Below are 24125 nucleotides of genomic sequence, written 5' to 3' on the forward strand. Positions count from 1 at the left end.
CGCCTCCGTGTGCCTCAATGCCGTCCTGTGTCCCGGCTCAGGCCGAGTACAGGGCCTCGATGGTATCGGTGTAGCGGTTCGCGATCGGCGCGCGGCGAAGTTTGCCGGTTGCCGTCAGACAGTCGCCGCCCGGCTCCCACACCTCGCCGAGCACCCGATACTTCTTGATCTGCTCGACGCGGGAGAGTTTGCCGTTCGCCGCCGTCATCCCGCGCTCGATCTCGGCGAGCACCTCCGGGCTGGCGGCGAGGTCGGTGACCGAGTTCGCCGCGAGCCCGTTCCGCTTGCCGAAGGCGGCGGCCAGATCGGGGTCGAGACAGATCAGCGCGGTGTTGTACGGGCGCTGTTCGCCGATCACCACGACCGCGCCCGCCAGCGGGCAGTTCTCGGTGATCGTGTTCTCGATGTTGGCCGGGGACATGTTCTTTCCCGCGGCGTTGATGATGAGCTCCTTCTTGCGGCCGACGATCGACAGGTAGCCGTCGGCGTCGAAGGAGCCGATGTCGCCGGTGTGCAGCCAGCCGTCGGGGTCGACCGTCTCGGCGGTCTCGACGGGGTCGCCGCGATATCCGCGCATCACGATCTTTCCCCGGATCAGCACCTCGCCGTCCGCCGCGAGACGGACCTCGGCGCCCGGCAGCGGCGTGCCCACCGTGCCGATCTTGATCCGTCCCGGCCCGTTCAGCGTCGCGCCCGCGGTGCACTCGGTCATGCCGTACCCCTCGCACAACGGCAGGCCGAGGCCGAGAAAGAACTCGTGCACGTCCGGCGGGATGGCCACCGATCCGGTCACCGCGACGCGCACCTGGTCCAGGCCGAGCCTGGCGCGCAGCGGACCGAGCACCAGCCGCTCGGCGACGGCGTGCTGGACGCGACCGGTGAACCCGAGCGCGCGTCCGTCGGAGGCGGCACGCGCGCGGTCGCGCCCGACGCCGACCGCCCACCGGGCCAGCGCGCGACGCGGCGGCGGCTCCGCGGCGAACCGTTCCTCCAGCGCGCTCTTGACTTTCACCCACACCCGCGGCACGCCGAGGAACACGGTCGGCCGCACCTCGGACAGCGCGGCGGCCACCTGTGTGAAATCCGGAACCGTGGTGATCTGGCTGCCCTCCAGCATGGTCAGGTAGTGCGCGAACCACCGGTTGGCCGCGTGCGCGTCGGGCAGATAGGAGATGACTCGATCGTCCGGACCCCCGCCACCGAATTCATCGATGACGCGGGCGTTCTCGATGAAATTGGTGTGCGTGAGCTCGACGCCCTTCGGCGGGCCGGTGGTGCCCGAGGTGTAGACGATGGTGAGCAGGTCCTCGGGACGCACCGCGCGCCACGTCGCCTCGAAACCGAAACCGTCCGGTGCGGAGGCGGATTCGAGCGCGTCGAGCGCCACGGTGCCCGCGGGCGCGTCGTCCACGACGATCACGTGCTCGACGCGGTGGCCCCGCTCGGCCGCCACCGCGATCGCCGCCGCAATCCTTGGCGCGAACTGGCTTTCGCAGATGGCCGCCCGGTTCCCGGCGTTGCCGAACTGGTAGGCGAGCAGCTCGACCGGATTGGTGTTGTACACCGAGAAGGGCGTGGCGCCCGCGTGCAGCACGGCGGTGTCGCACAGGTGGAACTCCGGCCGGTTGGTCAGCATCAGCGCGACGGTGTCGCCGGGGCGCACGCCGAGCGCGGCGAGACCCGTCGCGATGGCGCGGACCCGCGCGCCGTACTCGCGCCAGGTGATCGTCTGCCCGCCGCCGAGAGTGCGCAGCGCGACCGCGTCGGCGTAGCGGGCGACGTTCGCCTGGAACGCCGCGCACAGGGTGTCCGGACGCACCCGTTCGACCGCCGGAGTTGTGGAGGGAACCAAGACCGAGACCTTCTGCTGGAGTGTGGTCGAGGCGACCCCGCGTCACCGGCGGTGGCGTCGACCTCGTCGTCCGTCCAAGCTCAGCGCATCGAGCGGACCTGTCGCCAGGGGCAAAGGACAAGACTGTAACGTCCCGATTTGTGCATCGGACCAAACGGCCGCGCACGACGGCAGCGGTGGAGCATTCCGGCGGCCCGGCCCGCGACCTGCCCGCCGCCCTCGCGGACACCGTCAGAGGACGCTGCCGGTCCGTCGAGAGTCAGTGCGCGGCCGGACGTCTAGCGCGCGGTGGGCCGGTGCAATTCCCTTGCCAGGGTGAGGAGTTCGGGTAGGTACGCGCCGTCGGTGGCGACGTGTGCGAGCGCGTCCTCGAACACGAAGGCGCGGACCTCGAGAATCTGCTCGGCGTCGGCGGGATTGCTGGGGGAGGACTCCAGCACGACGTCGGCGGCGCACCACAGCCACGCCTTGTGCGGGTGCGGCTGCCACGGCCGGTACGGTTCCGGTGCGTCACTGGTCGCGTGGTGCGCGCCGAGCCACCGCACCGGGCCGACCGGGCGCGCGCCCGCCTCCTCGCGCAGTTCGCGGCGCAGGCACTCGTCCACCGATTCGCCCGCTTCCCTCGTCCCGCCGGGCACCAGCCAGAAGTCGCGGTCGTCGCGGCACAGCACGATCCGCTCGCCGACGAAACACACCACGTGCACGTTGGTCACCAGCTCGTCGGCGGGCAGCTCGGTGGAGAAGTGGACGTCCAGGCCACCCCACTCCCAGCGGACGGGTGTATGCAGCAGCGGATAGCGCTCGGCGAGACTCACTCGCTCGAGGTTAGTTCAGGAAGCCGGAACAGCAGCACCTCCGGATCGAGGCCTTCGTCCTCCACTCGAAACGCGTTGCGGAACAAGTCCTGATCGCGATCGTTGCGCCGGATCACGGTGCCGATCTCGGGATTGACCCGGCAGGCGGCGGCGCAGCGCAGCCAGTCGCGCGCGAAGGCGGCGTCCTGGAATGCGGGGAAGCTGAACTTCGGGCCCATCGCCCAGCACATGCTGAGCATGCCGAGTTGCGCGTCGGCGGGCCAGGAGTCGAAACCGGCGAACGGCATCACGACCGCGCCGGTGCCGTGCCGCACCATTCGTCCGCGCAGCAGCGTCTCCAGCTCGTCGAGCCTGGCGAAGACGACGCGGTCGATGTGCTCGTCGGTCAGCCGCAGCTCGGTGACGTCGGCGAAACGGCGGTAGCCGCCCGCCACGAGATCCATCCGGCTCTTCACCGCGTCCCATGCCGCGTTGATCTCCGCGCAGGTGGCGGCCGAGCCGTCGGGGCGGCGCCACGGCAGCCTGCGGGCGGCGATGAGCGAGGCGGCCCGTTCGGCCGGAGTCGGAGCGCCGCGCACCCGTCCGGTGTCGTCGAGCTTGTTGCCGACACCGGTGCTCACGAAGCCTTCGGAATCCAGGTACATCCAGGGCACCCGGCCCTCCAGCGTTTCGTTGAACGGCAGCCAGACACGGCGCACCGCGGCCTTCATGGACGATTCCCCTCGTAGACAGTGCGGAAAGGTGTCGTTTCAGCATGGGACGAGGAGCGGCGGCGAACACGAGTAGCGCACTACTCGTGTTCGCCGCCGAAATTGTGTGCGATCGCGCTGACCGGGGCCGCGCCGGTCAGCGCTCGCGGGTCAGCACCCGGTAGCAGGCGTTCCACGCCCACTCGACCGGCCCGCGCTCGAAGCGCCGCAGCCACAGGTGCGCGGCCGTCACGATGATCAGCGTGACCACCAGGTAGATCGCGATCGTGAACGGGACGCGCGCGTCGGGGGAGACCCGCGCGGCCAGGCCAAGACCCCAGCCGTAGCACAGCGCCGAGGCGACCAGGTTCTGCAGGATGTAGCAGGACAGCGCGGTGCGGCCGACCTCGGTGAGCCGTCGGCCCGCGAAACCGAGCCGAGGACGGCGCAGGTAGAACTCGGCGACCAGCGCGAGGATGCCGAAGGCGACGAACGGCGCGCTGCCGTAGCGGGTGAGCAGCACCAGATCGCCGCCGAACACGCCGACCAGGAAATCGATCGGCGCGGCGATCGCGCCGATCACCATGAGCCGCTTGCGGGTTCGCGCGCCCTCCGGGCGGAACACGCCCGCGCGATACAACCGGGCGCCCGCGAGGAACAGCGCGACCGACATGGCGAAGACGAAGACGGCCTCGACCCGGAACGTCAACGCGTTGTCCAAGCGGAACACGACCAGGTCCGAGAACGAGCCGTTCGCATAGGGATTCGGGTCCAGCGGCTCGCGCGGCGCCGAATCCTGCTGCGGCGCGAACGCCATCGCCAGTGCGACGAGTGTGAGAATGGCCAGGTGGACGCTCGCCGCGATCGTCAGCCAGCGGCGTTGCGCGCGCTCGCTCGTGGCGAGCACGAAGGCGACCACCAGGCCGGTCACCGCGTAGCCCATCAGCACGTCGAACTCGGCGACCAACAGGAAGTTGAGCACGCCGTCCAGGAACAGCAGCCCGGCCCGCCACGGATACCCGCCCGGCCACGCGCGGCCGCGGCGCGCGGCGGAGGCCTGCTGGATGGCCAGACCGATGCCGAACATGATGGTCAGCAGGCCGAGGAACTTGCCCTGCGCCAGCTGTTGCAGCACCCGCTCGGTCCACATCCAGCCGCCGTCGGTCGCGGCGCCCAGTTCGTCGATGTAGCCGATCAGGCCCTCGGGGTTGGTCATGATCCAGACATTGGTGCCGAGTGTGCCGAGGATCGCGATGCCACGCAGCACGTCGAGCGCGACGAGCCGTGTGGGCCGCCCGGCACGGTCCCGTTCGGTGGCTTTCGCCCCGGTTTCGGCGATGGATTCGGTCATGAGTCGACTATCCGGCCCGGGAGCGGGGAACATGATCCTCCGGAAGTACCACCCTCGGTATGACATTGGTCGGTGTCGCCTAGGCTCGAGGTATGCAGCGCATCATCGGTATCGAGGTCGAATACGGCATTTCCACCCCCACCGAGCCGTCGGCCAACCCGATCCTCACCTCTACCCAGGCGGTCCTCGCCTACGCGGCGGCCGAAGGCGTGCCGCGGGCCAAGCGGACGCGCTGGGACTACGAGGTGGAGTCGCCGCTGCGCGACGCGCGCGGTTTCGACCTGAGCCGGATGAACGGACCGGCGCCGGTGATCGACGCCGACGAGGTCGGCGCGGCCAACATGATCCTCACCAACGGCGCCCGCCTGTACGTCGACCACGCGCACCCGGAGTACTCCGCGCCCGAGGTCACCGACCCGCTCGACGCCGTGATCTGGGACAAGGCGGGCGAGCGCGTGATGGAGGCCGCCGCGCGGCATGCCTCCAGCGTGCCGGGCGCCCCGCGGCTGCAGCTGTACAAGAACAACGTCGACGGCAAGGGCGCCTCGTACGGCACCCACGAGAACTACCTGATGAACCGGGACACTCCGTTCAACCAGATCATCGTCGGCCTGACGCCGTTCTTCGTCTCCCGCCAGGTGATCTGCGGTTCCGGCCGGGTCGGCATCGGCCAGTCCGGCGATCACGCCGGGTTCCAGCTGTCCCAGCGCTCGGACTACATCGAGGTCGAGGTCGGGCTGGAGACCACGCTCAAGCGCGGCATCATCAACACCCGCGACGAGCCGCACGCCGACGCCGACAAGTACCGCAGGCTGCACGTCATCATCGGCGACGCGAATCTGGCCGAGATGTCGACCTACCTCAAGGTCGGCACCACCGCGCTGGTGCTCGACCTGATCGAGGCGGGCGAGGACCTGTCCGACCTGCAGCTGGCCCGCCCGGTCACCGCCGTGCACCAGATCAGCCACGATCCGAGCCTGCGCGCCACCGTCGCGCTGGCCGACGGCCGCGAGCTGACCGGTCTGGCGCTACAGCGGCTCTACCACGAGCGGGTCGCCAAGTTCATGGACCGCGAGGGCAACGAGGACGCCCGCGTGCAGGACATCCTGGACAACTGGGCGATGGTCCTGGACCTGCTCGAGCGCGACCCGATGGAATGCGCGAACCTGCTCGACTGGCCCGCCAAACTGCGCCTGCTCGAAGGCATGCGCCAGCGCGAGGGCCTGAGCTGGGCCGCGCCGAAACTGCACCTGATGGACCTGCAGTACTCCGACGTGCGCCTGGACAAGGGTCTGTACAACCGCCTGGTGGCGCGCGGTTCGATGAAGCGGCTGGTCTCCGAGCAGCAGGTGCTCGACGCGATGACCAAGCCGCCCACCGACACCCGCGCCTACTTCCGCGGCGAATGCCTGCGCCGTTTCGGTGCGGACATCGCCGCGGCCAGCTGGGACTCGGTGATCTTCGACCTGGGCGGCGATTCGCTGGTGCGCATCCCGACCCTGGAACCGCGCCGCGGCACCAAATCGCATGTCGGCAAGCTGCTCGACGGCGTGGACACCGCCGCCGAGCTGGTCCAGCAACTCACCACCTGACCGCGCGGGCCAGGTCGCGAATCGGGCGCTGTCCGCGCGGCGAATTGGGCACAGATCCGACATCGTGTCGGCTCGGCTGGGTAGTGTTGTTGTACGAGCACGCACATTGCTCATGATCGGAACCGTGCTCATACTTTGGGTCCGGTCATGATGAGGACAGAGGAGGTCGGCTGCCATGGCACAAGAGCAGACCAAGCGCACCGGGGGCGGCGACGAGGACGAGGGTCCCGACGGCGTCGACGCCGCCGGTCAGGAGCGCCGCGAGAAGCTGGCGGAGGATACCGACGACCTGCTCGACGAGATCGATGACGTGCTCGAGGAGAACGCGGAAGACTTCGTCCGCGCCTATGTGCAGAAGGGCGGCCAGTGACAGCAGGTGACCCCATGCGTCTCCACCCGGGGTACGCCCTCTCCTCGTTCACCGAACACCTGCGCGCACACGCACCGGAGCTGTTGCCCGGCAACAGATTCGCCGCGATCGATGGCGCCACCGGACACTCCGGTGGCGCCGTCGCGAAGGACGTCGCTCCGCACGGCACCACCATCGTCGCGGTGACCTACCGCGGCGGCGTGCTGATCGCCGGTGACCGGCGCGCCACGCAGGGAAACCTGGTGGCGAGCAGGGACATGGAGAAGGTGTACATCACCGATACCTATTCGGCGGCGGGCATCGCGGGCACCGCGGGCATGGCCGTCGAGATGGTGCGCCTTTTCGCGGTGGAGCTGGAGTACTACGAGAAGATCGAAGGCGTTCCGCTCACCTTCGACGGCAAGGCCAACAAACTGTCGAAGATGGTGCGCGACAACCTCCCCGCCGCGCTGCAGGGCCTGGCGGTGGTGCCGGTGCTGGTCGGATACGACCAGCAGGCCACCGATCAGGACCGGGTCGGCCGCATCGTGTCGTATGACGTGGTCGGCGGTCGCAGCGAGGAGCGATTCGGTTACACCGCAGTCGGTTCCGGTTCGATGTTCGCCAAGACGTCGCTGAAGAAGTTGTACGCCAAGGGAATCGACGCCAACCGGGCGTTGCGCATCGCGGTCGAGGCGCTGTTCGACGCCTCCGACGACGACACTGCGACCGGTGGGCCGGATCTGGCGCGCGGCATCTACCCGACGATCGTCACGATCGACGAGGACGGCGCCGTGGAGGTGCCCGAGGAGCGCGTCGAGGAGATCGCCCGCGGCATCGTCGCCGACCGCGCGGCGGCACAGGAAGGGAGCGCCAACGCATGACACTGCCGTACTACGCGTCGGCCGAGCAGATCATGCGCGACAAGACCGAGCTCGCGCGCAAAGGCATCGCTCGTGGTCGCAGTGTCATCGTTCTGGCGTACGACAAGGGTGTGCTGTTCGTGGCGGAGAACCCCTCCGCGACGCTGCACAAGGTGAGTGAGCTGTACGACCGCGTCGGGTTCGCGGCCGTCGGCAAGTACAACGAGTTCGAGAACCTGCGCCGCGGCGGCATCCTGCAGGCCGACCTGCGCGGGTACCAGTTCGACCGGCGCGACGTGACCGGTCGGGCGCTGGCCAACGCCTACGCGCAGACCCTCGGCACGATCTTCACCGATCAGCTCAAGCCGTACGAGGTGGAGATCTGCGTGGCGGAGGTGGGCTATCCGGAGCAGGCGCCGCAGTCGGTGCTGTACCGGATCACCTTCGACGGCTCGATCGTGGACGAGCGCGAGTTCGTGGTGATGGGCGGCACGACCGAGCCCATCGTCTCCGCGCTGAAGGGGTCCTACCGGCCGGGTCTCGACCTGTCGGCCGCGATCGGTGTCGCGGTCAAGGCGCTGCAGGCCGGGATTCCGGAGGGCGCCGACAAGGAGAAGCGAGCGCTCGGCGTGAGTTCGCTCGAGGTGGCCACGCTGGAACAGTCGCGGCCGCGCCGGGCGTTCCGCAGGATCGCCGACACCGCCTTGGAGAAGCTGCTTCAGCCGGCGAGCGCGGCGAAGACGAAGACCACCGTGGTGGAGCTTCCCGAGGAATCCTCGGACTCGGAGTAGTCGAAGACCGATGGCCCGCGTGGGACCGCCTCGATGGCGATCCCACGCGGGCCATCCGCTGTCTCCGGGGGCGCCGCGATCGTGCCGCGCAAAGTTCCAGCGGCCGGGTGCGCGGCAGCGGCCCGTCGAAAGATCTGTCGCGACGCGGCGATCGCGCCGACGAATCTGTGCGCTCGCCGTCCGCTCGGCGCAGGGGTTTCGCTGCGGCCCTCGGGGCGAAATCCGCGTCTGACCGGCCGAGCGCGCCGGGCATACGGTGCCGAATCGTTGTGAAGACGTATGCGTCCGTGTTGTCCGCAGCGCCACGCGAGTACCTGACATGGCTGTAATGTCGATGGTGTGCAGCGACGAATTATGGGGATCGAGACCGAGTTCGGTGTGACATGCACCTTCCACGGTCACCGTCGGCTGTCCCCCGACGAGGTAGCCCGGTACTTGTTCCGCCGGGTGGTGTCCTGGGGCCGTAGCTCTAACGTGTTCCTTCGCAACGGCGCTCGGCTGTATCTCGACGTCGGTTCGCATCCGGAGTACGCCACGGCCGAATGCGACAGTCTGCACCAGTTGGTCACCCATGACAGGGCGGGCGAGCGGGTGCTCGAGGAGTTGCTGATCGATGCCGAGCAACGCTTGGCCGAAGAGGGCATCGGCGGCGACATCTACCTGTTCAAGAACAACACCGACTCCGCGGGCAACTCCTACGGCTGTCACGAGAACTTCCTCGTGGTGCGCGCGGGCGAGTTCTCCCGTATCTCCGACGTGCTGCTGCCGTTCCTGGTGACCAGGCAGCTGATCTGCGGAGCGGGCAAGGTGCTGCAGACGCCGAAGGCGGCCACGTTCTGCCTGTCGCAGCGGGCCGAGCACATCTGGGAGGGCGTCTCCTCGGCGACCACCCGGTCGCGCCCGATCATCAACACCCGCGACGAGCCGCACGCCGACGCCGAGAAGTACCGGCGCCTGCACGTGATCGTCGGCGACTCGAACATGTCCGAGACCACGACCATGCTCAAGGTCGGCACGGCGGCGCTGGTCCTGGAGATGATCGAGGCGGGCGTCTCGTTCCGCGACTTCGCGTTGGACAACCCGATCCGCGCCATCCGCGAGGTCAGCCACGATCTCACCGGTCGCCGTCCCGTGCGGCTGGCAGGCGGTCGGCAGGCCAGCGCGCTCGACATCCAGCGTGAGTACTACGCCCGCGCCGTCGAGCACCTGCGCAACCGGGACCGCGATCCGCAGATCGACCAAGTCGTCGACCTGTGGGGCCGGACACTGGACGCGGTCGAGGCGCAGGACTTCGCCAAGGTGGACACCGAGATCGACTGGGTGATCAAGCGCAAGCTGTTCCAGCGCTACCAGGACCGCTACAACATGGAGCTGTCCGATCCCAAGATCGCGCAGCTGGATCTGGCCTATCACGACATCAAGCGCGGCCGCGGCGTCTTCGACCTGCTGCAGCGCAAGGGTCTGGCCAAGCGTGTCACCGAGGACGACGCGGTGGACGCGGCGGTCGACACTCCGCCGCAGACGACTCGCGCCAAGCTGCGCGGCGATTTCATCACCGCGGCGCAGGAGGCCGGTCGCGACTTCACGGTCGACTGGGTGCACCTCAAGCTGAACGACCAGGCGCAGCGGACCGTGCTGTGCAAGGACCCGTTCCGCTCGGTCGACGAGCGCGTCGACCGGTTGATCGCCTCGATGTAGTCGGTCTTTCCGGAGAGCCGGAGCTCTTCCGGACGAGTGTCGGATGGGCAGGAGACAGCCGCGCGTCGGCTCGGCCTCGTCTGCCCATCCCGCGCCTACTGTGGAGCAATGACCGACACGGATGTGCTCGACGAGTTGCTCGACCTCGAGGGCCGCGGCTGGGACGCGCTGTGTGCGAGTACCGGCGCGGACTTCTACGGCGCGCTCATGACCGACGACGCGCTGATGATCCTGGCCAACGGCATGGTGCTGGACCGCGACGGCGTCGTCGAATCGCTGCGCCACGCCCCGCCATGGCGCACCTACGAAATCCAGAACCCCCGCCTGGTGCGCGTCGGCTCCGACGCCACCGCCCTGATCTACGTCGGCATCGCCTACCGCGAGGGCACGGACCCCGCCTTCCGCGGCGTCATGTCCAGCGTCTACACCCACACCCCCGACGGCTGGCGCCTGTCCTGCTACCAGCAGACACGCTTCCCTGAGGAGTGAGCGGCGCTGCTGCGGCGCTGGATGCGCGCCAGCGGCAGGGAAGTCAGTTCTCGGCGAGGTAGCGCTCGACCGACTCGACCTTGGCGGTCATCGCGTCGGTGACGCCGGGGCGGATGTCGGCCTTCAGGACGAGGCTGCAGCGGGGAGCGATGGACAGGATGGCGTCGGTAGCGTCCTTGACGACGCGCATGACCTCGTCCCATTCGCCCTCGAGGGTGGTGAACATGGCGTCGGTGTGGTTGGGGAGGCCGCTCGCCCGGACGACGCGCACCGCCTCGGCCACCGCGGGGCCGACGTCCACGCCCGTGCCGAGCGGGGTCACTGAGAAGGCAACGATCACCGCACCATTGTGCTCCGCGAGGTGTGTGGTCGTGCGCCGCCGCGCTCGTTCATCGCGCGCCGCCGCGCTCGATTATCGCGCGCCGCCGCGCGGTGATTCGACGGTGGCGATTACCCTCTTACGGGTGGCGATATCCAAGGTCGAGCGGCTGATGAATCTGGTCATCGCGCTGCTGTCGACCCGGCAGTTCTTGAGCGCGGAGCGGATCAGGGAAAGCGTCGCGGGCTACGAGGACTCGGCCAGCGACGAGGCGTTCAGCCGCATGTTCGAGCGGGACAAGAACGAGCTGCGCGACCTGGGCATTCCGTTGGAAGTCGGGCCGGTGAACCGGTATTCGACGCTGGAGGGGTACCGGATCAACCGCGACGCCTACGAGCTACCCGACATCGATCTGAGCGACGAGGAGGCCGCCGCGGTCGCGGTCGCGGTGCAGATGTGGGAGTCCCCCGAGCTGGCGGCGGCCGCCGAAGGCGCCTTGCTGAAGCTGCGGGCCGCGGGCATTCACGTCGAAACGGACGCGGCCGTCGCCTCGGTGCCCGCCGTGCCCGCCCGCACCCGCGGCTCGGAGCCGGTGCTCGGCAAGCTGCTCGCGGCCGTCGACGCCGGGCAGGCCGTGCGCTTCGAGCATCGCGGCGCGGTCAACGCGCCGTACCTCATGCGCGATGTCGAACCGTGGGGCGTGGTGACCCACCACGGGCGCTGGTATCTGGTAGGCCACGACCGCGACCGCGACGCGGTGCGTAGCTTCCGCCTCTCCCGCATCGGCGACGACGTGACGCCCTACGGCCCGGTCAACGCGGTGCACAAGCCCGAGGACGTCGACCTGCGCGCGATCGTCGCGACAGTCACCAGCAGCGCGCCGGTCAGCGGCTCGGCCACGGTGTGGATCGCCGACGGGCGCGGCCAGGAGATCCGCAGGCTCGGTCAGGTCGTCGAGGAACGCGCCGTCGGCGGGCGCGGCGGCATGGTGGTCGAGGTGCCGATCCGCTCGCGCGACTGGCTGGCCAGGCTGATCACCGGTCTCGGCCCGGACGCCCTCGTGCTCGCCCCCGACGACCTGCGCGCCGACGTGGTCGCCCGGCTGCGCTCAGTGTTCGACACGACGGAGGTGCGGGCGTGACGACCAGCCGGCTCTCCGTGCGGCTTTCTCGGCTGCTCAACATGATTCCGTACCTCATCGCCAACCCCGGCATCAGCGCCGCGGACGCCGCCGCCGACCTCGGCGTCACGACCAAACAGCTGATGAGCGACCTGAACCAGCTGTGGATGTGCGGCCTGCCCGGCTACGGGCCGGGCGATCTCATCGATCTGTCCTTCTCCGAGGAGAGCATCGAGGTCACCTTCTCCGCGGGCATCGACCGGCCGCTGCGGCTGACCTCCACCGAGGCCACGGCGCTGTTGGTCGCCCTGCGTTCGATCGTGGACATGCCCGGCATGGTCGACCCGACCGCGGCGCACGCGGCCATCGCCAAGATCGAGTCCGCCATCTCCGGCGGCGCGCCGCGGACGGCGGGCGACGCGCGAGCCACTCCGGTGGAGGCGCCCGCGGTGGCGACCGTGCGTTCGGGCCTGGCCCGCCAGCACGCGTTGCGCATCATCTACTACTCGGCCAGCCGCGACGTGGTGTCCGAACGGGTCGTCGATCCGATCCGGATCGTGCTCGTCGACGACAACAGCTACCTGCAGGCGTGGTGCCGGGAGGCCGAGGGCGTGCGACTGTTCCGCTTCGACCGGATCGAAGCCGCCACCGAACTCACCGAGCCCGCCCGGCCGCCCAGCCACGCCGCCACCGAGGCGGCCGCCTCGCTCGATCTGTTCCAGGACGATCCCGCGGTCCCGCTGGCGCGGCTGCGCATCCGCGGCGACTACGGCTGGGTGCTCGACCAGTACCCGATGCACCGGCAGGCCGTGCATCCGGACGGCAGCCTGGAGGCGACCATGCGTTTCGCCACCCTGGACTGGATGGCGCGGTTGCTGCTCGGCTTCGGATCGGGCGTCACGGTGCTCGGTCCGCCGGAGTTGATCGCCGCGGTGCGCGAGCGATCCAACGCGGCGCTGGCCGCGTACGGGGACGCGGGACTAGAGGAATTGGAGTGAGGTGACCGAGCTCGGCAACATGCCGCGGCGAGTCATGGTGCTCGGCGCGGGCAGCATCGGCGTCTTCGTCGGCGGAAAGCTGGCGGCGGCCGGTGCGGACGTCACGTTCGTCGGCAGGCAATGGTTGCTCGACGAGGTCGGCGCCGCGGGCCTGCGCCTGACCGACCTCGACGGCGGAGAGGTGCTCGTCTCCCCGGACCGGCTCTCGCTCGCGACCGGCCCGGAGGATGTCGGCTCGGCCGATCTGGTGCTCGTCGCGGTGAAATCCGGGGCGACCGCCGCCGCGGTGCGCGAGCTCACCGGCAAGATCCGGCCAGGAACGGTCGTGCTCAGCTTGCAGAACGGCATCGGCAACGACACGGTGATCCGGGAGATTCTGCCCACCTGTGTCGTGCTCGCCGGAATGGTGATGTTCAACGTCGTGCACCACACCGAAGGCCGCTTCCACCGCGGCACCGAGGGCGGGCTCGCGGTGCAGGACGACCCGGCGCTGGCCGACTATGTCGAGCTGTTCGCGCGGGCCGGGCTGCCGTTGCGCCGCCACTCGGACCTGCGACCCGTGCAGTGGGCCAAGCTGCTGCTCAATCTGAACAACCCGATCAACGCGCTGTCCGGCCGTCCGCTGCGCGAGGAACTCGCCGACCGGGACTACCGCCGCTGCCTCGCGCTCGCGCAGCGCGAGGCGCTCGCCGCGATGAACAAGGCGCGAATACGCCCGGCCCGGCTCACCCCGCTGCCGCCGGAGCTGATGACCCGGCTGCTGACCGTGCCCGACGGCGTGTTCCGCCGGGTCGCGGGGCAGGTGCTCGCCATCGATCCGGTGGCGCGTTCCTCGATGGCCGACGATCTCGCCGCCGGTCGCAAGACCGAAATCTCTTGGCTCTGTGGCGAAATCGTTGGTCTCGGCGCGATGGTCGGCGCGCCGACCCCGGTGAACCAGCGGCTCATCGAACTCGTCGTCGCGGCCGAGCAGGGCGATCGGCGGACCTGGACGGGGCCGGAGTTGCTCGCGCAACTGCGCGCCGCGGCCGCGCCCGAATCGCCGCGATAGCAAAAGTCGAGGTTGAACGCACGGCAAACGGGCGAAGTCGGGCGAGTTCGGGTGTCGTGAGGTCCGGTAGCATCGGAGCTACCACAGTCTTGGGAGGTACAGATGTCAGGCACGTTCAGCTGGTCGCACCTGCTGATCATCGCGCTGCTGTTCGTGGTGTTGTTCGGTGCGAAGCGGCTGCCGGACGCCGCGCGCGGCCTCGGCCGATCCTTGCGCATCTTCAAGAGCGAGGTCAGCCAGATGCAGAACGAGGCGAGCCCCGCCGCGGGCGCCGCGCCCGCTCAGCAGCCGGCGCAGCAGCTGCCGCCCGCGCAGCCCTCGAACCAGGCGATCACGCCGCAGGCCGAGAAGAAGTCGGTCTGAGTCGAATGTTCCCGCCGGGGTGAGTACGGTCTCACCCCGGTCAGTGCTGTTCGGCGGTCCGTGAAGGCGTTCGTCGGTCCCTGACACCGCACGGGACGCGATACCGCCGCGCCAGGCGCGGCACTCGAGCACAGGGGCAACCACAGATATGCGAATCCCGTTCGATCCCCGGCGCAGCAGGCGCAGGACGAATCCCGACGGCACCATGTCGTTGGTCGAGCACCTGCAGGAACTGCGCAGCCGGTTGCTGAAGTCGATCTTCGCGGTGCTGCTGACCACCGTGATCGGCTTCCTCTGGTACTCGCATTCGTTCTTCGGCCTCGAGAGCCTCGGCGAGATCCTGCGCGGACCGTACTGTTCACTGCCCCCCGAGTCCAGGGCCGCGCTGACCCCCGACGGGTCGTGCCGCTTGCTGGCGACCGCGCCGTTCGAGCAGTTCATGCTCCGGTTGAAGGTCGGTTTCACCGCGGGCGTCGTGCTGGCCGCGCCGATCTGGCTCTACCAGATCTGGGCATTCATCACCCCCGGCCTGTACGCGAAGGAACGCAAGGTCGCGGTCGGCTTCGTCACCTCGGGGACGGTGCTGTTCGGGCTCGGCGCCGTGCTCGCCTACGTCGTGGTGGCGCACGCCTTGAGCTTCCTGCTCACCATCGGCGACAACGTGCAGATCACCGCGTTGAGCGGTTCGCAGTACTTCGGCTTCATCATCCAGTTGCTGATCATCTTCGGTGTCAGCTTCGAGACGCCGCTGTTGATCATCGGCCTGAACCTCGTCGGCGTGCTGACCTACGAGAAGCTCAAGGCGTGGCGGCGCGGGATCATCTTCGGCCTGTTCGTCTTCGCGGCCATCGTCACACCGCAGGATCCGTTCTCGATGCTGGCGCTCGCGTGCGCGCTGACGGTGCTTTTCGAGTTCGCGGTGCAGGTCGCCAGGCTCAACGACAAGCGCAAGGCGCGCAGGGAGGCGCTCGAGGCGCTGGCCGACGACGAGGCCTCCGCGATCGCCGGGCCCGAGCCGATCGGGGCGGCGGAGTCGATCATGGATCCGTCGGCGAAATCCACGCGACCGGTGTCGGACTACTCCGATACCCTCTGAACGGTGACAGATCACCGGTCCCGCACCGAGCTGGCCAGGTTCTCCGCCGAGCTGAAATTCACCCTCGATCCCTTCCAGCGTGACGCTTGCCGTGCGCTCGAGGAGGGCCACGGCGTGCTGGTGTGCGCGCCGACCGGCGCGGGCAAAACCGTGGTCGGCGAGTTCGCCGTCCACCTGGCGCTGGCGTCCGGCGGCAAATGCTTCTACACCACACCGATCAAGGCGCTGTCGAACCAGAAGTTCGCCGACCTCACCGAGCGGTACGGCCGCGACAGCGTCGGCCTGCTCACCGGCGATCAGACGATCAACCCGGACGCGCCCGTGGTGGTGATGACCACCGAGGTGCTGCGCAACATGCTCTACGCGTCCTCGGACGCGCTGCGCGGGCTGTCGTACGTGGTGATGGACGAGGTGCACTACCTGGCCGACCGGTTCCGCGGCGCGGTGTGGGAGGAGGTCATCCTGCACCTGCCCGCCGACGTCCGGCTGGTCAGCCTGTCGGCCACGGTCAGCAACGCCGAGGAATTCGGCGCCTGGATGGAGACCGTGCGCGGCGACACCTCGGTGGTGGTGGACGAGACGCGCCCGGTGCCGCTGTGGCAGCACGTGATGGTCGGCAAGCGGATGTTCGATCTGTTCGACACGAAGTCCAGCGAGCAGAAGGTGCTCGTCGACGAGGACCTGGTGCGCTACATCCGTCATCGCGAGTCCGCGGACCGGATGAACAACTGGGGTGTGCCGCGCGGACGCGGCGGCATGCGCCGCGACTTCCGTCCGCTGCCGCGCCCCGAGGTGCTGGCCCGCCTGGACGAGGAGGGATTGCTGCCCGCGATCACCTTCATCTTCAGCCGCGCGGGCTGCGACGGCGCGCTGGCCCAGTGCCTGCGCTCGCGGCTGGATCTGAGCCGGGAGGGCGAGGCCGCCGAGATCGACGCGATCATCGAGAAGCACACCGGTGATCTGCCGAAACCCGATCTCGAGGTGCTCGGCTACTGGGAGTGGCGCGAGGCGCTGCACCGCGGGCTGGCCGCCCACCACGCGGGCATGCTGCCCGCCTTCCGGCACACGGTGGAAGACCTGTTCGTCCGCGGGCTGGTGCGGGCCGTCTTCGCCACCGAGACGCTCGCGCTCGGCATCAACATGCCCGCGCGCACCGTGGTGCTGGAACGTCTGGTCAAGTTCAACGGCGAGACGCACGCCGAGCTGACGCCCGGTGAGTACACGCAGCTGACCGGTCGCGCGGGCCGCCGCGGCATCGATATCGAGGGCCACGCGGTGGTGCTCTGGCAGCCGGAGGTCGACACCAGTGCGGTGGCGGGTCTGGCGTCCACCCGGACCTATCCGCTGCGCAGTTCCTTCCGGCCCGGCTACAACATGTCGATCAACCTGATCGATCGAATGGGCGCCGACGAATCGCGCGCCCTGCTGGAGCGTTCGTTCGCGCAATTCCAGGCCGACCGCTCGGTCGTCGGGCTGGTGCGCGGCATCGAGCGCAACGAGGGTGCGCTGCGCAAGCTGCGCGACCAGCTCGGCGGCGCGGAAAGCGGCTTCCTGGAATACATCTCGCTGCGCGAGCGGATCAAGCAGCGGGAACGTCAGCTGGCTCAGCAGAGCCGTACCGACCGGCGCGGCGCGGCGGTCAGCGCGTTGACGGCGCTGCGCCGCGGCGACGTGGTGGCGATTCCGTCCGGCCGCCGCGCGGGTCTCGCCGTCATCCTGGAGCCGGACACCACCCCGAACGATCCGCGTCCGCTCGTGCTCACCGCGGACAAGTGGGCGGGCCGGGTCTCGGTCGCCGACTTCCCGGTGCCCGCGGAGCCGCTCGGCCACATGCGGCTGCCCCGGCGCGTCGACCACCGCACCGCCCGCGCGCGCAGCGACCTCGCCTCGGCGCTGCGCAGCACCGGCATCAGCGCGCCGGGTCGTTCGCGCCGCGGCAAGCGCTCCGAAGCGGCCGATGACCGCGAACTGGCCACGCTGCGCCGCAGCCTGCGCGCCCACCCGGCGCACACCAGGCCCGATCGCGAGCAGATGAGCCGGATCGGCGAGCGCTACAACCGGCTGCTTCGCGAGACCGAGAGTATGCGCCAGAAGGTTGCCGCCACGACGAATTCGCTGGCGCGCACCTTCGATCGCATCGTGGGCCTGCTGGAGGAGCGCGGCTTCGTGCACGAGGGCGAGGTCACCGCGGATGGACGCAGGCTGGCCCGAATCTACGCGGAGAGCGACCTTCTGGTCGCCGAATGCCTGCGCCACGGCCTCTGGCGCGGCCTCGGTCCGGCCGAACTTGCGGGTGTGGTGTCCATGCTGGTCTACGAATCCCGCCAGGAGGGCAGCATTCTCGGTGCGACGGGTCCCACGGCGCCGATCCGGCGCGCGGTCGCCTCGACCATCGGCGTGTGGAGCGAGTTGCGTTCCGACGAGGCGCGGCACAAGCTGCCGCCGACCAGGGAACCCGACCTCGGATTCGTCACCGGCGTCTACAAATGGGCCCGCGGCGACGGATTGGCCGAGTCGTTGCTGGCCAGCGGCGACCAGGGCGCGCCACTGTCCGCGGGCGATTTCGTCCGGTGGTGCAGGCAGGTGATCGACCTGCTCGACCAGATCCACGGCACGGCCGACGACCCGGAGATCGCGGGAACGGCAGCGAAGGCGGTCCGGGCGATCCGGCGGGGTGTCGTGGCAGTGGACGCCGCGTAGCGGATTCGATTGTGATTTGATTTCTTTCGCGTACCGACCGTGGCGTAGGAGTCGCATGAGCGAGCGCAGCGAGCGAATCATGTGAGTGCGACGAGTCGCCGGCGGGGGGCTACCGTGTGAATAACGATGCGAGTGGAGGCAAGCAGATGAGCGGCCCTTACGGACCGAACGACCCCGGGGAGGGACGCAACGATCCCACCCAGCAGTGGGGCGGACAGCAGGCGCCCGGCGGCGCCGGACCGACCCAGCACTGGGGTGGCCAGCAGACTCCGTCGCAGGCGCAGCCCACCCAGCACTGGGGCGACCAGAATCAGCCGCAGCAACAGTGGGGCCAGACCCCCGGCCAGCCGCAGCAACAGTGGGGCCAGCCCCAACAGCCCCAGCAGCCGCAGCAGCAGTGGGGCCAGACGCCCGGTCAGCCGCAGCAGCAGTGGGGTCAGCCGCAGCAACAGGATTGGGGCCAGCAGCAGCAGCCGCAGCAGCAGTGGGGTCAGCAGCCGCAGCAGCAGTGGGGCCAGGGCCAGCAGCAGCCGCAGCAGAGCGGCGGCGGTGGCGGCAAGAAGGGCCTGATCATCGGTCTCGCCGCGCTGGGCGTGCTGGTGATCGGCGCGGTCGTCGCGCTGGTGCTGGTGCTCACCGCCACGGACAAGCTGGACCAGGTTGCCGTTCAGGACGGCGTCAAGAAGGTGCTCACGGATTCCTACGGCATCCAGGACGTCACCGACGTCTCCTGCCCGTCGGGCCAGAAGGTCGAGGTGGACGCCAGCTTCGAGTGCACCCTCAAGGTGAGCGGCGAGCAGAAGAAGGTCAACATCAAGATCACCAAGGACGACGGCACCTACGAGGTCGGCCGCCCGAGCTGAGCGTGATCCCGGGCCGGACGGCCCGTGCTGCGGCGCGGGCGTCCGGTGGGGTGGAGAACCGGACCGAGCCCACGAACCGATGTTCGTGGGCTCGTTGCTTTTTCAGCCCGTCCGGCCCGGCCCGCGCTGTACGGGCCGAGCTCGTGACCGCCTTCTGGCATGACCTGCCGCAACCCCTCGAGAGGATCGGCGGCACAGCCTCGCGGCACGAGATCCTGGAACGCAGCGCTGAGCCCTCCCTCGGATGGTCGGTGAACCTGGCTGCCTTCTCGCTGCGACGGACGCACAGACGCCGATGGTGCATGGTTGCATTCGACGCAAAACAGCGCCGAATGCCGTCGCGGCGGTCTCAGGAACGCGAGGCCAGGGCGGCGGTGAGCCGGGTGACCGGGCTTTCCGCGTTGTAGGCCACCGCGAGTTCCCGCAGGCGGTCCGGATCGGCCGGTGCGATCGGCAGCGCGTCCGGACGCGACAGGTCGACGTCGGCGTCGCACACCACGCGCACCACGGGAGCCGCCGCCTTCAAGTAGTCCTCCGCCGCACGCAGTTTCCCGCGCACGCCGGGGGCCAGCTCGGAGTCCGGATCGTCCACGGCGGCGACCAGCGCGTCGAGCGAACCGAAGCGGGAGATGAGCGTCGCCGCCGACTTCTCGCCGATGCCAGCGACACCCGGCAAGCCATCGGAGGCGTCACCGCGCAACGTGGCCAGGTCGGCGTAGGCGGGTCCGGCGTTGCGCACCGGCACGCCGTACTTCGCGGACACCTCGGCGGGACCGAAGAGTTCGGCCTTGGCCAACCCGCGCCCGGCGTAGAGCACCCGCACGGTCGGCGCGGGCTCGTCGCGCACCAGCTGCAACAGGTCCCGATCGCCGCTGACCACGATCACCTCGTCGGCGCGCTCGCGGCTCGCCAGCGTGCCGAGCACATCGTCGGCCTCCAGACCCGCCGCGCCGCCCGTCGCGATACCGGCGGCGTCGAGAACCTCGAGGATCATCTCGACCTGAGGGGTCAGCCGGTCGGGCACTTCCTCCTCGCCCGGCGCGGCGTCGGCCGAGGTGGCGAGCCGGTGTGTCTTGTAGGACGGCACGAGGTCGACGCGGAACCGCGGCCGCCAGTCCAGGTCCAGGCACACGACCAGCCTGCTCGGCGCGTGCTTGGTGATCAACGAGGCGACCATGTCGGTGAAGCCGCGTAGCGCGTTCACCGAACGCCCGTCCGGCGCGGTGATCTTGTCCGGAATCGCGTAGAACGCGCGGAACCACAGGCTGGCACCGTCGAGCAGCAGCAGCGGGCCTGATGTCGCAGCAGAGGTCACGCGCTGAGGCTACCCGCCCGCTCCGACAGGCCGGAGCCGATCCGAGCGGTGCCGGGGGGCTGCCAGGTGTTCGGGTTTGCTCCGAGCCGAGGACGGGTAACGTCGATCGGTATGAGTGGGCACACGGAGTCCAGGTTCGCGGCGGATGTCTACGGAGACCGGCTCGAGCGGGCGGTGGAGTCGATGCGCGCGGCGCACCTCGACGCCCTGCTCATCACGCCGGGGCCGGATCTGCGCTATCTGATCGGTTCGGCGGCGGAATCCTTCGAGCGGTTGACCTGCTTGGTGATCCCGGCCGACGGCGCGACGCCGTCGGTGATCATCCCGAAGCTCGAACTCGCCTCGCTGGCCGGATCCGCGGCGGGGGAGCTGGGTCTGCAGGTGCTGGACTGGGTCGACGGCGTCGACCCGTACCAGGTGGTGAAGTCCACGCTGCACGTCGGTTCCCGGGTCGCGGTCGCCGACGCGATGCCCGCGCTGCACCTGCTGCCGTTGGCGGTCTCGTTCAGCGGCCTTCCGGTCTCGGCCACGCCGGTGCTGCGAGAACTGCGCATGCGCAAGGACGACGCCGAGATCGACGCGCTGCGCCGGGCGGGCGCCGCGATCGACCGGGTGCACGCCAGGATGGGCGAGTTCCTCCAAGCCGGACGCACCGAGGCCGAGGTCGGCGCCGACATCGCCGCGGCGATCGTCGCGGAAGGCCACACCGAGGCCGCGTTCGTCATCGTCGGCAGTGGACCGCACGGCGCCGATCCGCACCACGGTGTGTCCGACCGGCGTATCGAGCAGGGCGACGTAGTGGTCGTCGACATCGGCGGTCCCGTCGAGCCGGGCTACTACTCCGACTGCACCCGCACCTACGTGCTCGGCGAGCCGAGTCCGGAAGTCGCCGCGCGCTACGCCGAGCTGGAACGCGCCCAGGCCGCGGCCGTCGCCGCCGTCCGCCCCGGCGTCACCGCCGCCTCCGTCGACGCCGCCGCGCGGAAACCCTTGACCGAGGCCGGTTTCGGCGAGGCGTTCGTGCACCGGACCGGTCACGGCATCGGCCTGTCCGTGCACGAGGAGCCCTACATCGTCGCGGGCAACGACCTGATCCTGCAGCCGGGCATGGCCTTCAGCATCGAACCGGGCATCTACTTCCGCGGCGAGTGGGGCGCCCGCATCGAGGACATCGTCGTGGTGACGCCCGAGGGCTGCGAGTCCATGAACGGACGTCCGCACGGCCTGACCGTGCTGTGACGGACGAAAGGCGTTGTCAGCGCAGCGTGCTCGACGAGAGCACGCGGCGCACCTCGATCGCGATCACCACGCGGGTCGGGTTCTCCCTCGGCACTCGGTAGCGGCCCGCGTAACGCTCGACCGCGTCGGCGACGCTCGCCGGGTCGTCCAGCACCCGCGCGGGTCCCTCCAGGGTCAGCCACCGGATGCCGTCCACCTGGCTGACCGCCGCGTACCCGTAGCGGCGCACGTTGCGCACCTTCACCGACCCGTCGTTGGTGATGATCCGCGCGATCCCCGCTTCCTGGTCCCAGGTGAATCCCACCGCGACCACGTGCGGCGTGCCGTTGGCGCGCAACGTGGTCAGTGTCGCCAGATGACGTTCGGTGACGAAGTCGAGTGCGGCGGGGGACAGCGGTGCGGTGGTGGTCGGCATACCTCGACGGTAGCCCCTGTGTTGCACGGTGGCTGCCACGGCACGGGCGTTTTCGCGATGTGAGGGGCTGGTCGGCGTCGTGAGCCGGGATGACAGACTGAGCGCATGGGTAAGCGAGGGATCGCCGAGGGTTCGGTTCTGGTGCTCGGCGGACGCAGCGAAATGGGTCTCGAGATCGCCGAGCGCCTGGCTCCGGGCCGGGTGGTGATCCTCGCGGCGCGACGCAGCGACGACTTGGCGGCGCAGATCGCGACCGTCGAACGGGCCGGAGCGGTCGCGGTGCACGCGGTGGAGTTCGACGCCGACGACACCGGCGGTCACGCCGTGCTGTTGGAGAAGATCGCCGCCGAGCACGGACCCATCGGCGTCGCCGTCTTGGCCTTCGGCATCCTCGGCGACCAGGCCCGCGCCGAGCGCGATCCCGAACACGCCGTCGCCGTCGTGCACACCGACTACGTCGCCCAGGTCGGCGTGCTCACCACTCTCGCGAATCTGCTTCGCGTGCAAGGCCAGGGCCAGATCGTCGTCTTCAGCTCCATCGCGGGCGCGCGCGTGCGCCGCGCCAACTACGTGTACGGCTCGGCCAAGGCCGGATTGGACGGATTCGCCAGCGGACTCGCCGACGCGCTGCACGGCAGCGGCGTCCACCTCCTGCTGGTGCGTCCGGGTTTCGTCATCGGCAGGATGACCGAGGGCATGGACCCCGCGCCGCTGTCGAGCACGCCCGGTCAGGTGGCGGACGCCGTCGTCGATGGGCTGCGCCGCCGAGCGGGCAAGATCTGGGTGCCCCGCGCCCTCGGCCCGGCCGCTGTCGTGGCGCGCATGGTTCCGCAGTTCCTCTGGCGGCGGATGCCTCGATGAGCGCGAGGTGACCGGCACTTGGCAAGGCTCCCCGATCACGGTGGTCGGGATCGGAGCCGACGGATGGGACGGGCTCGGCACCGCGGCACGGGACGCGGTGGCCGCGGCCGAGGTGATCTTCGGCTCCGAGCGACAATTGGCATTGGTGCCAACGCATCTCGATGGAGACCGGCACGCATGGCCCTCGCCGCTGCTCCCCGCGCTGCCCGGACTGCTCGCCGAGCACGCCGCGCGCCGAATCTGTGTGCTCGCCAGCGGCGACCCGATGTTCTACGGCATCGGCGTCACGCTGGCCCGCCTGTTCGGGCCCGCGTCCCTGCGGGTGCTGCCGCAACCGTCCTCCGCGTCGCTGGCGTGCGCGCGTCTCGGCTGGGCGCTGGCCGAGACGCCGGTCGTCAGCGCGGTGGGCCGCCCCGTGGCAGCGGTTCTGCCCGACTTGGTCGACGGCAGGCGGCTGCTGGTGCTCAGCGCTGACGAGACCACCCCGGCCCGACTGGCGGAACTCTTGCGAGACAACGGATTCGGTGGATCGAGCCTCACGGTGCTCGAGCAGCTCGGCGGGCCGTCGGAACGTCTGCGAACCGTCACCGCGGCATCCTGGGATCTCGACGCGGGCGACCCGCTGAACCTCGTCGCCGTCGACTGCGTCGCCGATCCGGCCCGCACCCGCGTCACCCGGTTGCCCGGCCTGCCCGACACCGTCTACGGCGGCGACGGCCAGCTCACCAAGGCCGAGGTGCGGGCGTTGACCCTGGCCGCGCTCGCCCCAGCGCCGGGGGAACTGCTGTGGGACGTCGGCGGTGGCTCGGGCAGTATCGCCATCGAATGGTGCCGAACGCATCCCGCGTGCCGCGCAGTCACTTTCGAGCGGCTGGAGCGGCGCAGGGAGCAGATCACCGCCAACGCCACCGCGCTGGGGGTCCCGCACGTGCGGGTGCGCGGCGAGGTGCTCGCCGAGCTGGCCGCCGAGCACGAAATGCCTTCGCCCGATGCCATTTTCGTCGGCGGCGGGGTCACCCAGGCTGGCCTGCTCGAGACATGCTTTGCCCATCTGCGCCAGGGCGGCAGGCTGGTCGCGAACGCCGTCACCGCCGAATCGGAAGCACTGCTGGTCGCTATGGCCGCCGCGCGGGGCGGTGAGCTGCGAAAGTTCCAGATCTATCGGGCCGAGCCGCTCGGCGGCTTCACCGCGTGGCGTCCCCAGCTACCCGTTGCGCAGTGGACGGTCGTCAAATCGGTTCAGGGTTCACCCTGAAACCTCCGATGCGAGGGTGAAACACGTGCTTGTCAGCGGGT

At 69.7% G+C, this 24125-nt stretch carries 23 protein-coding genes; 16 read left to right on the forward strand and 7 right to left on the reverse strand.

The window, feature by feature from the left end:
- Nucleotides 1-37: 37 nt before the first annotated feature.
- The 4 genes from T333_RS28390 to T333_RS28405 all read right to left on the reverse strand — a co-directional run bounded on the left by T333_RS28390 (nucleotide 38) and on the right by T333_RS28405 (nucleotide 4707).
- Nucleotides 38-1852 (reverse strand): AMP-dependent synthetase/ligase, encoded by a 1815-nt coding sequence (locus T333_RS28390; protein ID WP_496426419.1) that lies wholly within the window; start codon nucleotides 1850-1852, stop codon nucleotides 38-40.
- A gap of 278 nt (nucleotides 1853-2130) precedes the next feature.
- Nucleotides 2131-2667 carry an NUDIX domain-containing protein gene (locus T333_RS28395; RefSeq protein ID WP_496426420.1) on the reverse strand — a complete coding sequence of 179 codons (537 nt, stop codon included), beginning with the start codon at nucleotides 2665-2667 and terminating at the stop codon, nucleotides 2131-2133.
- A complete protein-coding gene (locus T333_RS28400; RefSeq protein ID WP_355002534.1) occupies nucleotides 2664-3377 on the reverse strand; it encodes a hypothetical protein in 714 nt (237 codons plus the stop codon). The genes T333_RS28395 and T333_RS28400 overlap by 4 nt, the downstream gene beginning before the upstream one ends.
- Nucleotides 3378-3513: 136 nt before the next feature.
- Complete coding sequence (locus tag T333_RS28405) at nucleotides 3514-4707, reverse strand: DUF418 domain-containing protein (RefSeq protein ID WP_496426421.1); 1194 nt, start codon at nucleotides 4705-4707, stop codon at nucleotides 3514-3516.
- A gap of 92 nt (nucleotides 4708-4799) precedes the next feature.
- Here T333_RS28405 and dop point away from each other — a divergent pair, with 92 nt between their 5' ends.
- From dop to T333_RS28435, 6 genes are all read left to right on the forward strand, one after another.
- Nucleotides 4800-6299, forward strand: a complete 1500-nt coding sequence (gene dop, locus T333_RS28410) for a depupylase/deamidase Dop (RefSeq protein WP_355002536.1) — start codon at nucleotides 4800-4802, stop codon at nucleotides 6297-6299.
- A 175-nt stretch (nucleotides 6300-6474) separates the two neighbouring features.
- Complete coding sequence (locus tag T333_RS28415) at nucleotides 6475-6669, forward strand: ubiquitin-like protein Pup (protein ID WP_067781199.1); 195 nt, start codon at nucleotides 6475-6477, stop codon at nucleotides 6667-6669.
- A 14-nt stretch (nucleotides 6670-6683) separates the two neighbouring features.
- Nucleotides 6684-7532: a proteasome subunit beta gene (gene prcB, locus T333_RS28420; RefSeq protein ID WP_355002537.1), complete on the forward strand. Its 849-nt coding sequence runs from the start codon at nucleotides 6684-6686 to the stop codon at nucleotides 7530-7532.
- Nucleotides 7529-8302, forward strand: a complete 774-nt coding sequence (gene prcA / locus T333_RS28425; protein WP_355002538.1) for a proteasome subunit alpha — start codon at nucleotides 7529-7531, stop codon at nucleotides 8300-8302. The genes prcB and prcA overlap by 4 nt, the downstream gene beginning before the upstream one ends.
- A gap of 339 nt (nucleotides 8303-8641) precedes the next feature.
- A complete protein-coding gene (pafA, locus tag T333_RS28430) occupies nucleotides 8642-10000 on the forward strand; it encodes a Pup--protein ligase (RefSeq protein WP_185757090.1) in 1359 nt (452 codons plus the stop codon).
- A 108-nt stretch (nucleotides 10001-10108) separates the two neighbouring features.
- Complete coding sequence (locus T333_RS28435) at nucleotides 10109-10489, forward strand: nuclear transport factor 2 family protein (protein ID WP_355002540.1); 381 nt, start codon at nucleotides 10109-10111, stop codon at nucleotides 10487-10489.
- 43 nt (nucleotides 10490-10532) lie between these two features.
- Here T333_RS28435 and T333_RS28440 read toward each other — a convergent pair whose 3' ends face one another.
- The gene (locus tag T333_RS28440; RefSeq protein WP_496426422.1) at nucleotides 10533-10829 is read right to left on the reverse strand and encodes an MTH1187 family thiamine-binding protein; all 297 of its coding nucleotides are present in this window, start codon (nucleotides 10827-10829) and stop codon (nucleotides 10533-10535) included.
- A 124-nt stretch (nucleotides 10830-10953) separates the two neighbouring features.
- On the opposite strand from T333_RS28440, the gene T333_RS28445 reads away from it, so the two are divergent.
- The 7 genes from T333_RS28445 to T333_RS28475 all read left to right on the forward strand — a co-directional run bounded on the left by T333_RS28445 (nucleotide 10954) and on the right by T333_RS28475 (nucleotide 18999).
- On the forward strand, nucleotides 10954-11949 hold the full coding sequence (locus T333_RS28445) for a helix-turn-helix transcriptional regulator (RefSeq protein ID WP_355002542.1): 996 nt from the start codon (nucleotides 10954-10956) through the stop codon (nucleotides 11947-11949).
- Complete coding sequence (locus T333_RS28450; RefSeq protein ID WP_355002543.1) at nucleotides 11946-12926, forward strand: helix-turn-helix transcriptional regulator; 981 nt, start codon at nucleotides 11946-11948, stop codon at nucleotides 12924-12926. Before T333_RS28445 ends, T333_RS28450 begins: the two co-directional genes overlap by 4 nt.
- Nucleotides 12927-12945: 19 nt before the next feature.
- Nucleotides 12946-13977, forward strand: a complete 1032-nt coding sequence (locus T333_RS28455; protein WP_496426631.1) for a 2-dehydropantoate 2-reductase — start codon at nucleotides 12946-12948, stop codon at nucleotides 13975-13977.
- Nucleotides 13978-14079: 102 nt separating this feature from the next.
- The gene (gene tatA / locus T333_RS28460; protein WP_355002544.1) at nucleotides 14080-14340 is read left to right on the forward strand and encodes a Sec-independent protein translocase subunit TatA; all 261 of its coding nucleotides are present in this window, start codon (nucleotides 14080-14082) and stop codon (nucleotides 14338-14340) included.
- Between the two features lie 148 nt (nucleotides 14341-14488).
- Nucleotides 14489-15436: a twin-arginine translocase subunit TatC gene (gene tatC / locus T333_RS28465; RefSeq protein ID WP_355002545.1), complete on the forward strand. Its 948-nt coding sequence runs from the start codon at nucleotides 14489-14491 to the stop codon at nucleotides 15434-15436.
- A 3-nt stretch (nucleotides 15437-15439) separates the two neighbouring features.
- Nucleotides 15440-18136: a DEAD/DEAH box helicase gene (locus T333_RS28470; RefSeq protein WP_355002546.1), complete on the forward strand. Its 2697-nt coding sequence runs from the start codon at nucleotides 15440-15442 to the stop codon at nucleotides 18134-18136.
- 146 nt (nucleotides 18137-18282) lie between these two features.
- A complete protein-coding gene (locus T333_RS28475) occupies nucleotides 18283-18999 on the forward strand; it encodes a DUF4333 domain-containing protein (RefSeq protein WP_355002547.1) in 717 nt (238 codons plus the stop codon).
- A 349-nt stretch (nucleotides 19000-19348) separates the two neighbouring features.
- Here T333_RS28475 and T333_RS28480 read toward each other — a convergent pair whose 3' ends face one another.
- Complete coding sequence (locus tag T333_RS28480) at nucleotides 19349-20314, reverse strand: 5'-3' exonuclease (protein WP_355002548.1); 966 nt, start codon at nucleotides 20312-20314, stop codon at nucleotides 19349-19351.
- A 111-nt stretch (nucleotides 20315-20425) separates the two neighbouring features.
- Here T333_RS28480 and T333_RS28485 point away from each other — a divergent pair, with 111 nt between their 5' ends.
- Nucleotides 20426-21553, forward strand: coding sequence for a M24 family metallopeptidase (locus tag T333_RS28485; protein WP_357254881.1), 1128 nt, complete (start codon nucleotides 20426-20428; stop codon nucleotides 21551-21553).
- A 16-nt stretch (nucleotides 21554-21569) separates the two neighbouring features.
- Here T333_RS28485 and T333_RS28490 read toward each other — a convergent pair whose 3' ends face one another.
- Nucleotides 21570-21968: a PPOX class F420-dependent oxidoreductase gene (locus tag T333_RS28490; protein WP_355002550.1), complete on the reverse strand. Its 399-nt coding sequence runs from the start codon at nucleotides 21966-21968 to the stop codon at nucleotides 21570-21572.
- 105 nt (nucleotides 21969-22073) lie between these two features.
- Between T333_RS28490 and dprE2 the strand changes: the two genes are divergently transcribed.
- Both dprE2 and cbiE read left to right on the forward strand, forming a co-directional pair.
- Nucleotides 22074-22829: a decaprenylphospho-beta-D-erythro-pentofuranosid-2-ulose 2-reductase gene (gene dprE2 / locus T333_RS28495; protein ID WP_496426423.1), complete on the forward strand. Its 756-nt coding sequence runs from the start codon at nucleotides 22074-22076 to the stop codon at nucleotides 22827-22829.
- Between the two features lie 7 nt (nucleotides 22830-22836).
- Nucleotides 22837-24084 (forward strand): precorrin-6y C5,15-methyltransferase (decarboxylating) subunit CbiE, encoded by a 1248-nt coding sequence (gene cbiE / locus T333_RS28500; protein WP_496426424.1) that lies wholly within the window; start codon nucleotides 22837-22839, stop codon nucleotides 24082-24084.
- Nucleotides 24085-24125 lie beyond the last annotated feature (41 nt).

This window comes from Nocardia sp. CNS-044, assembly GCF_059570515.1.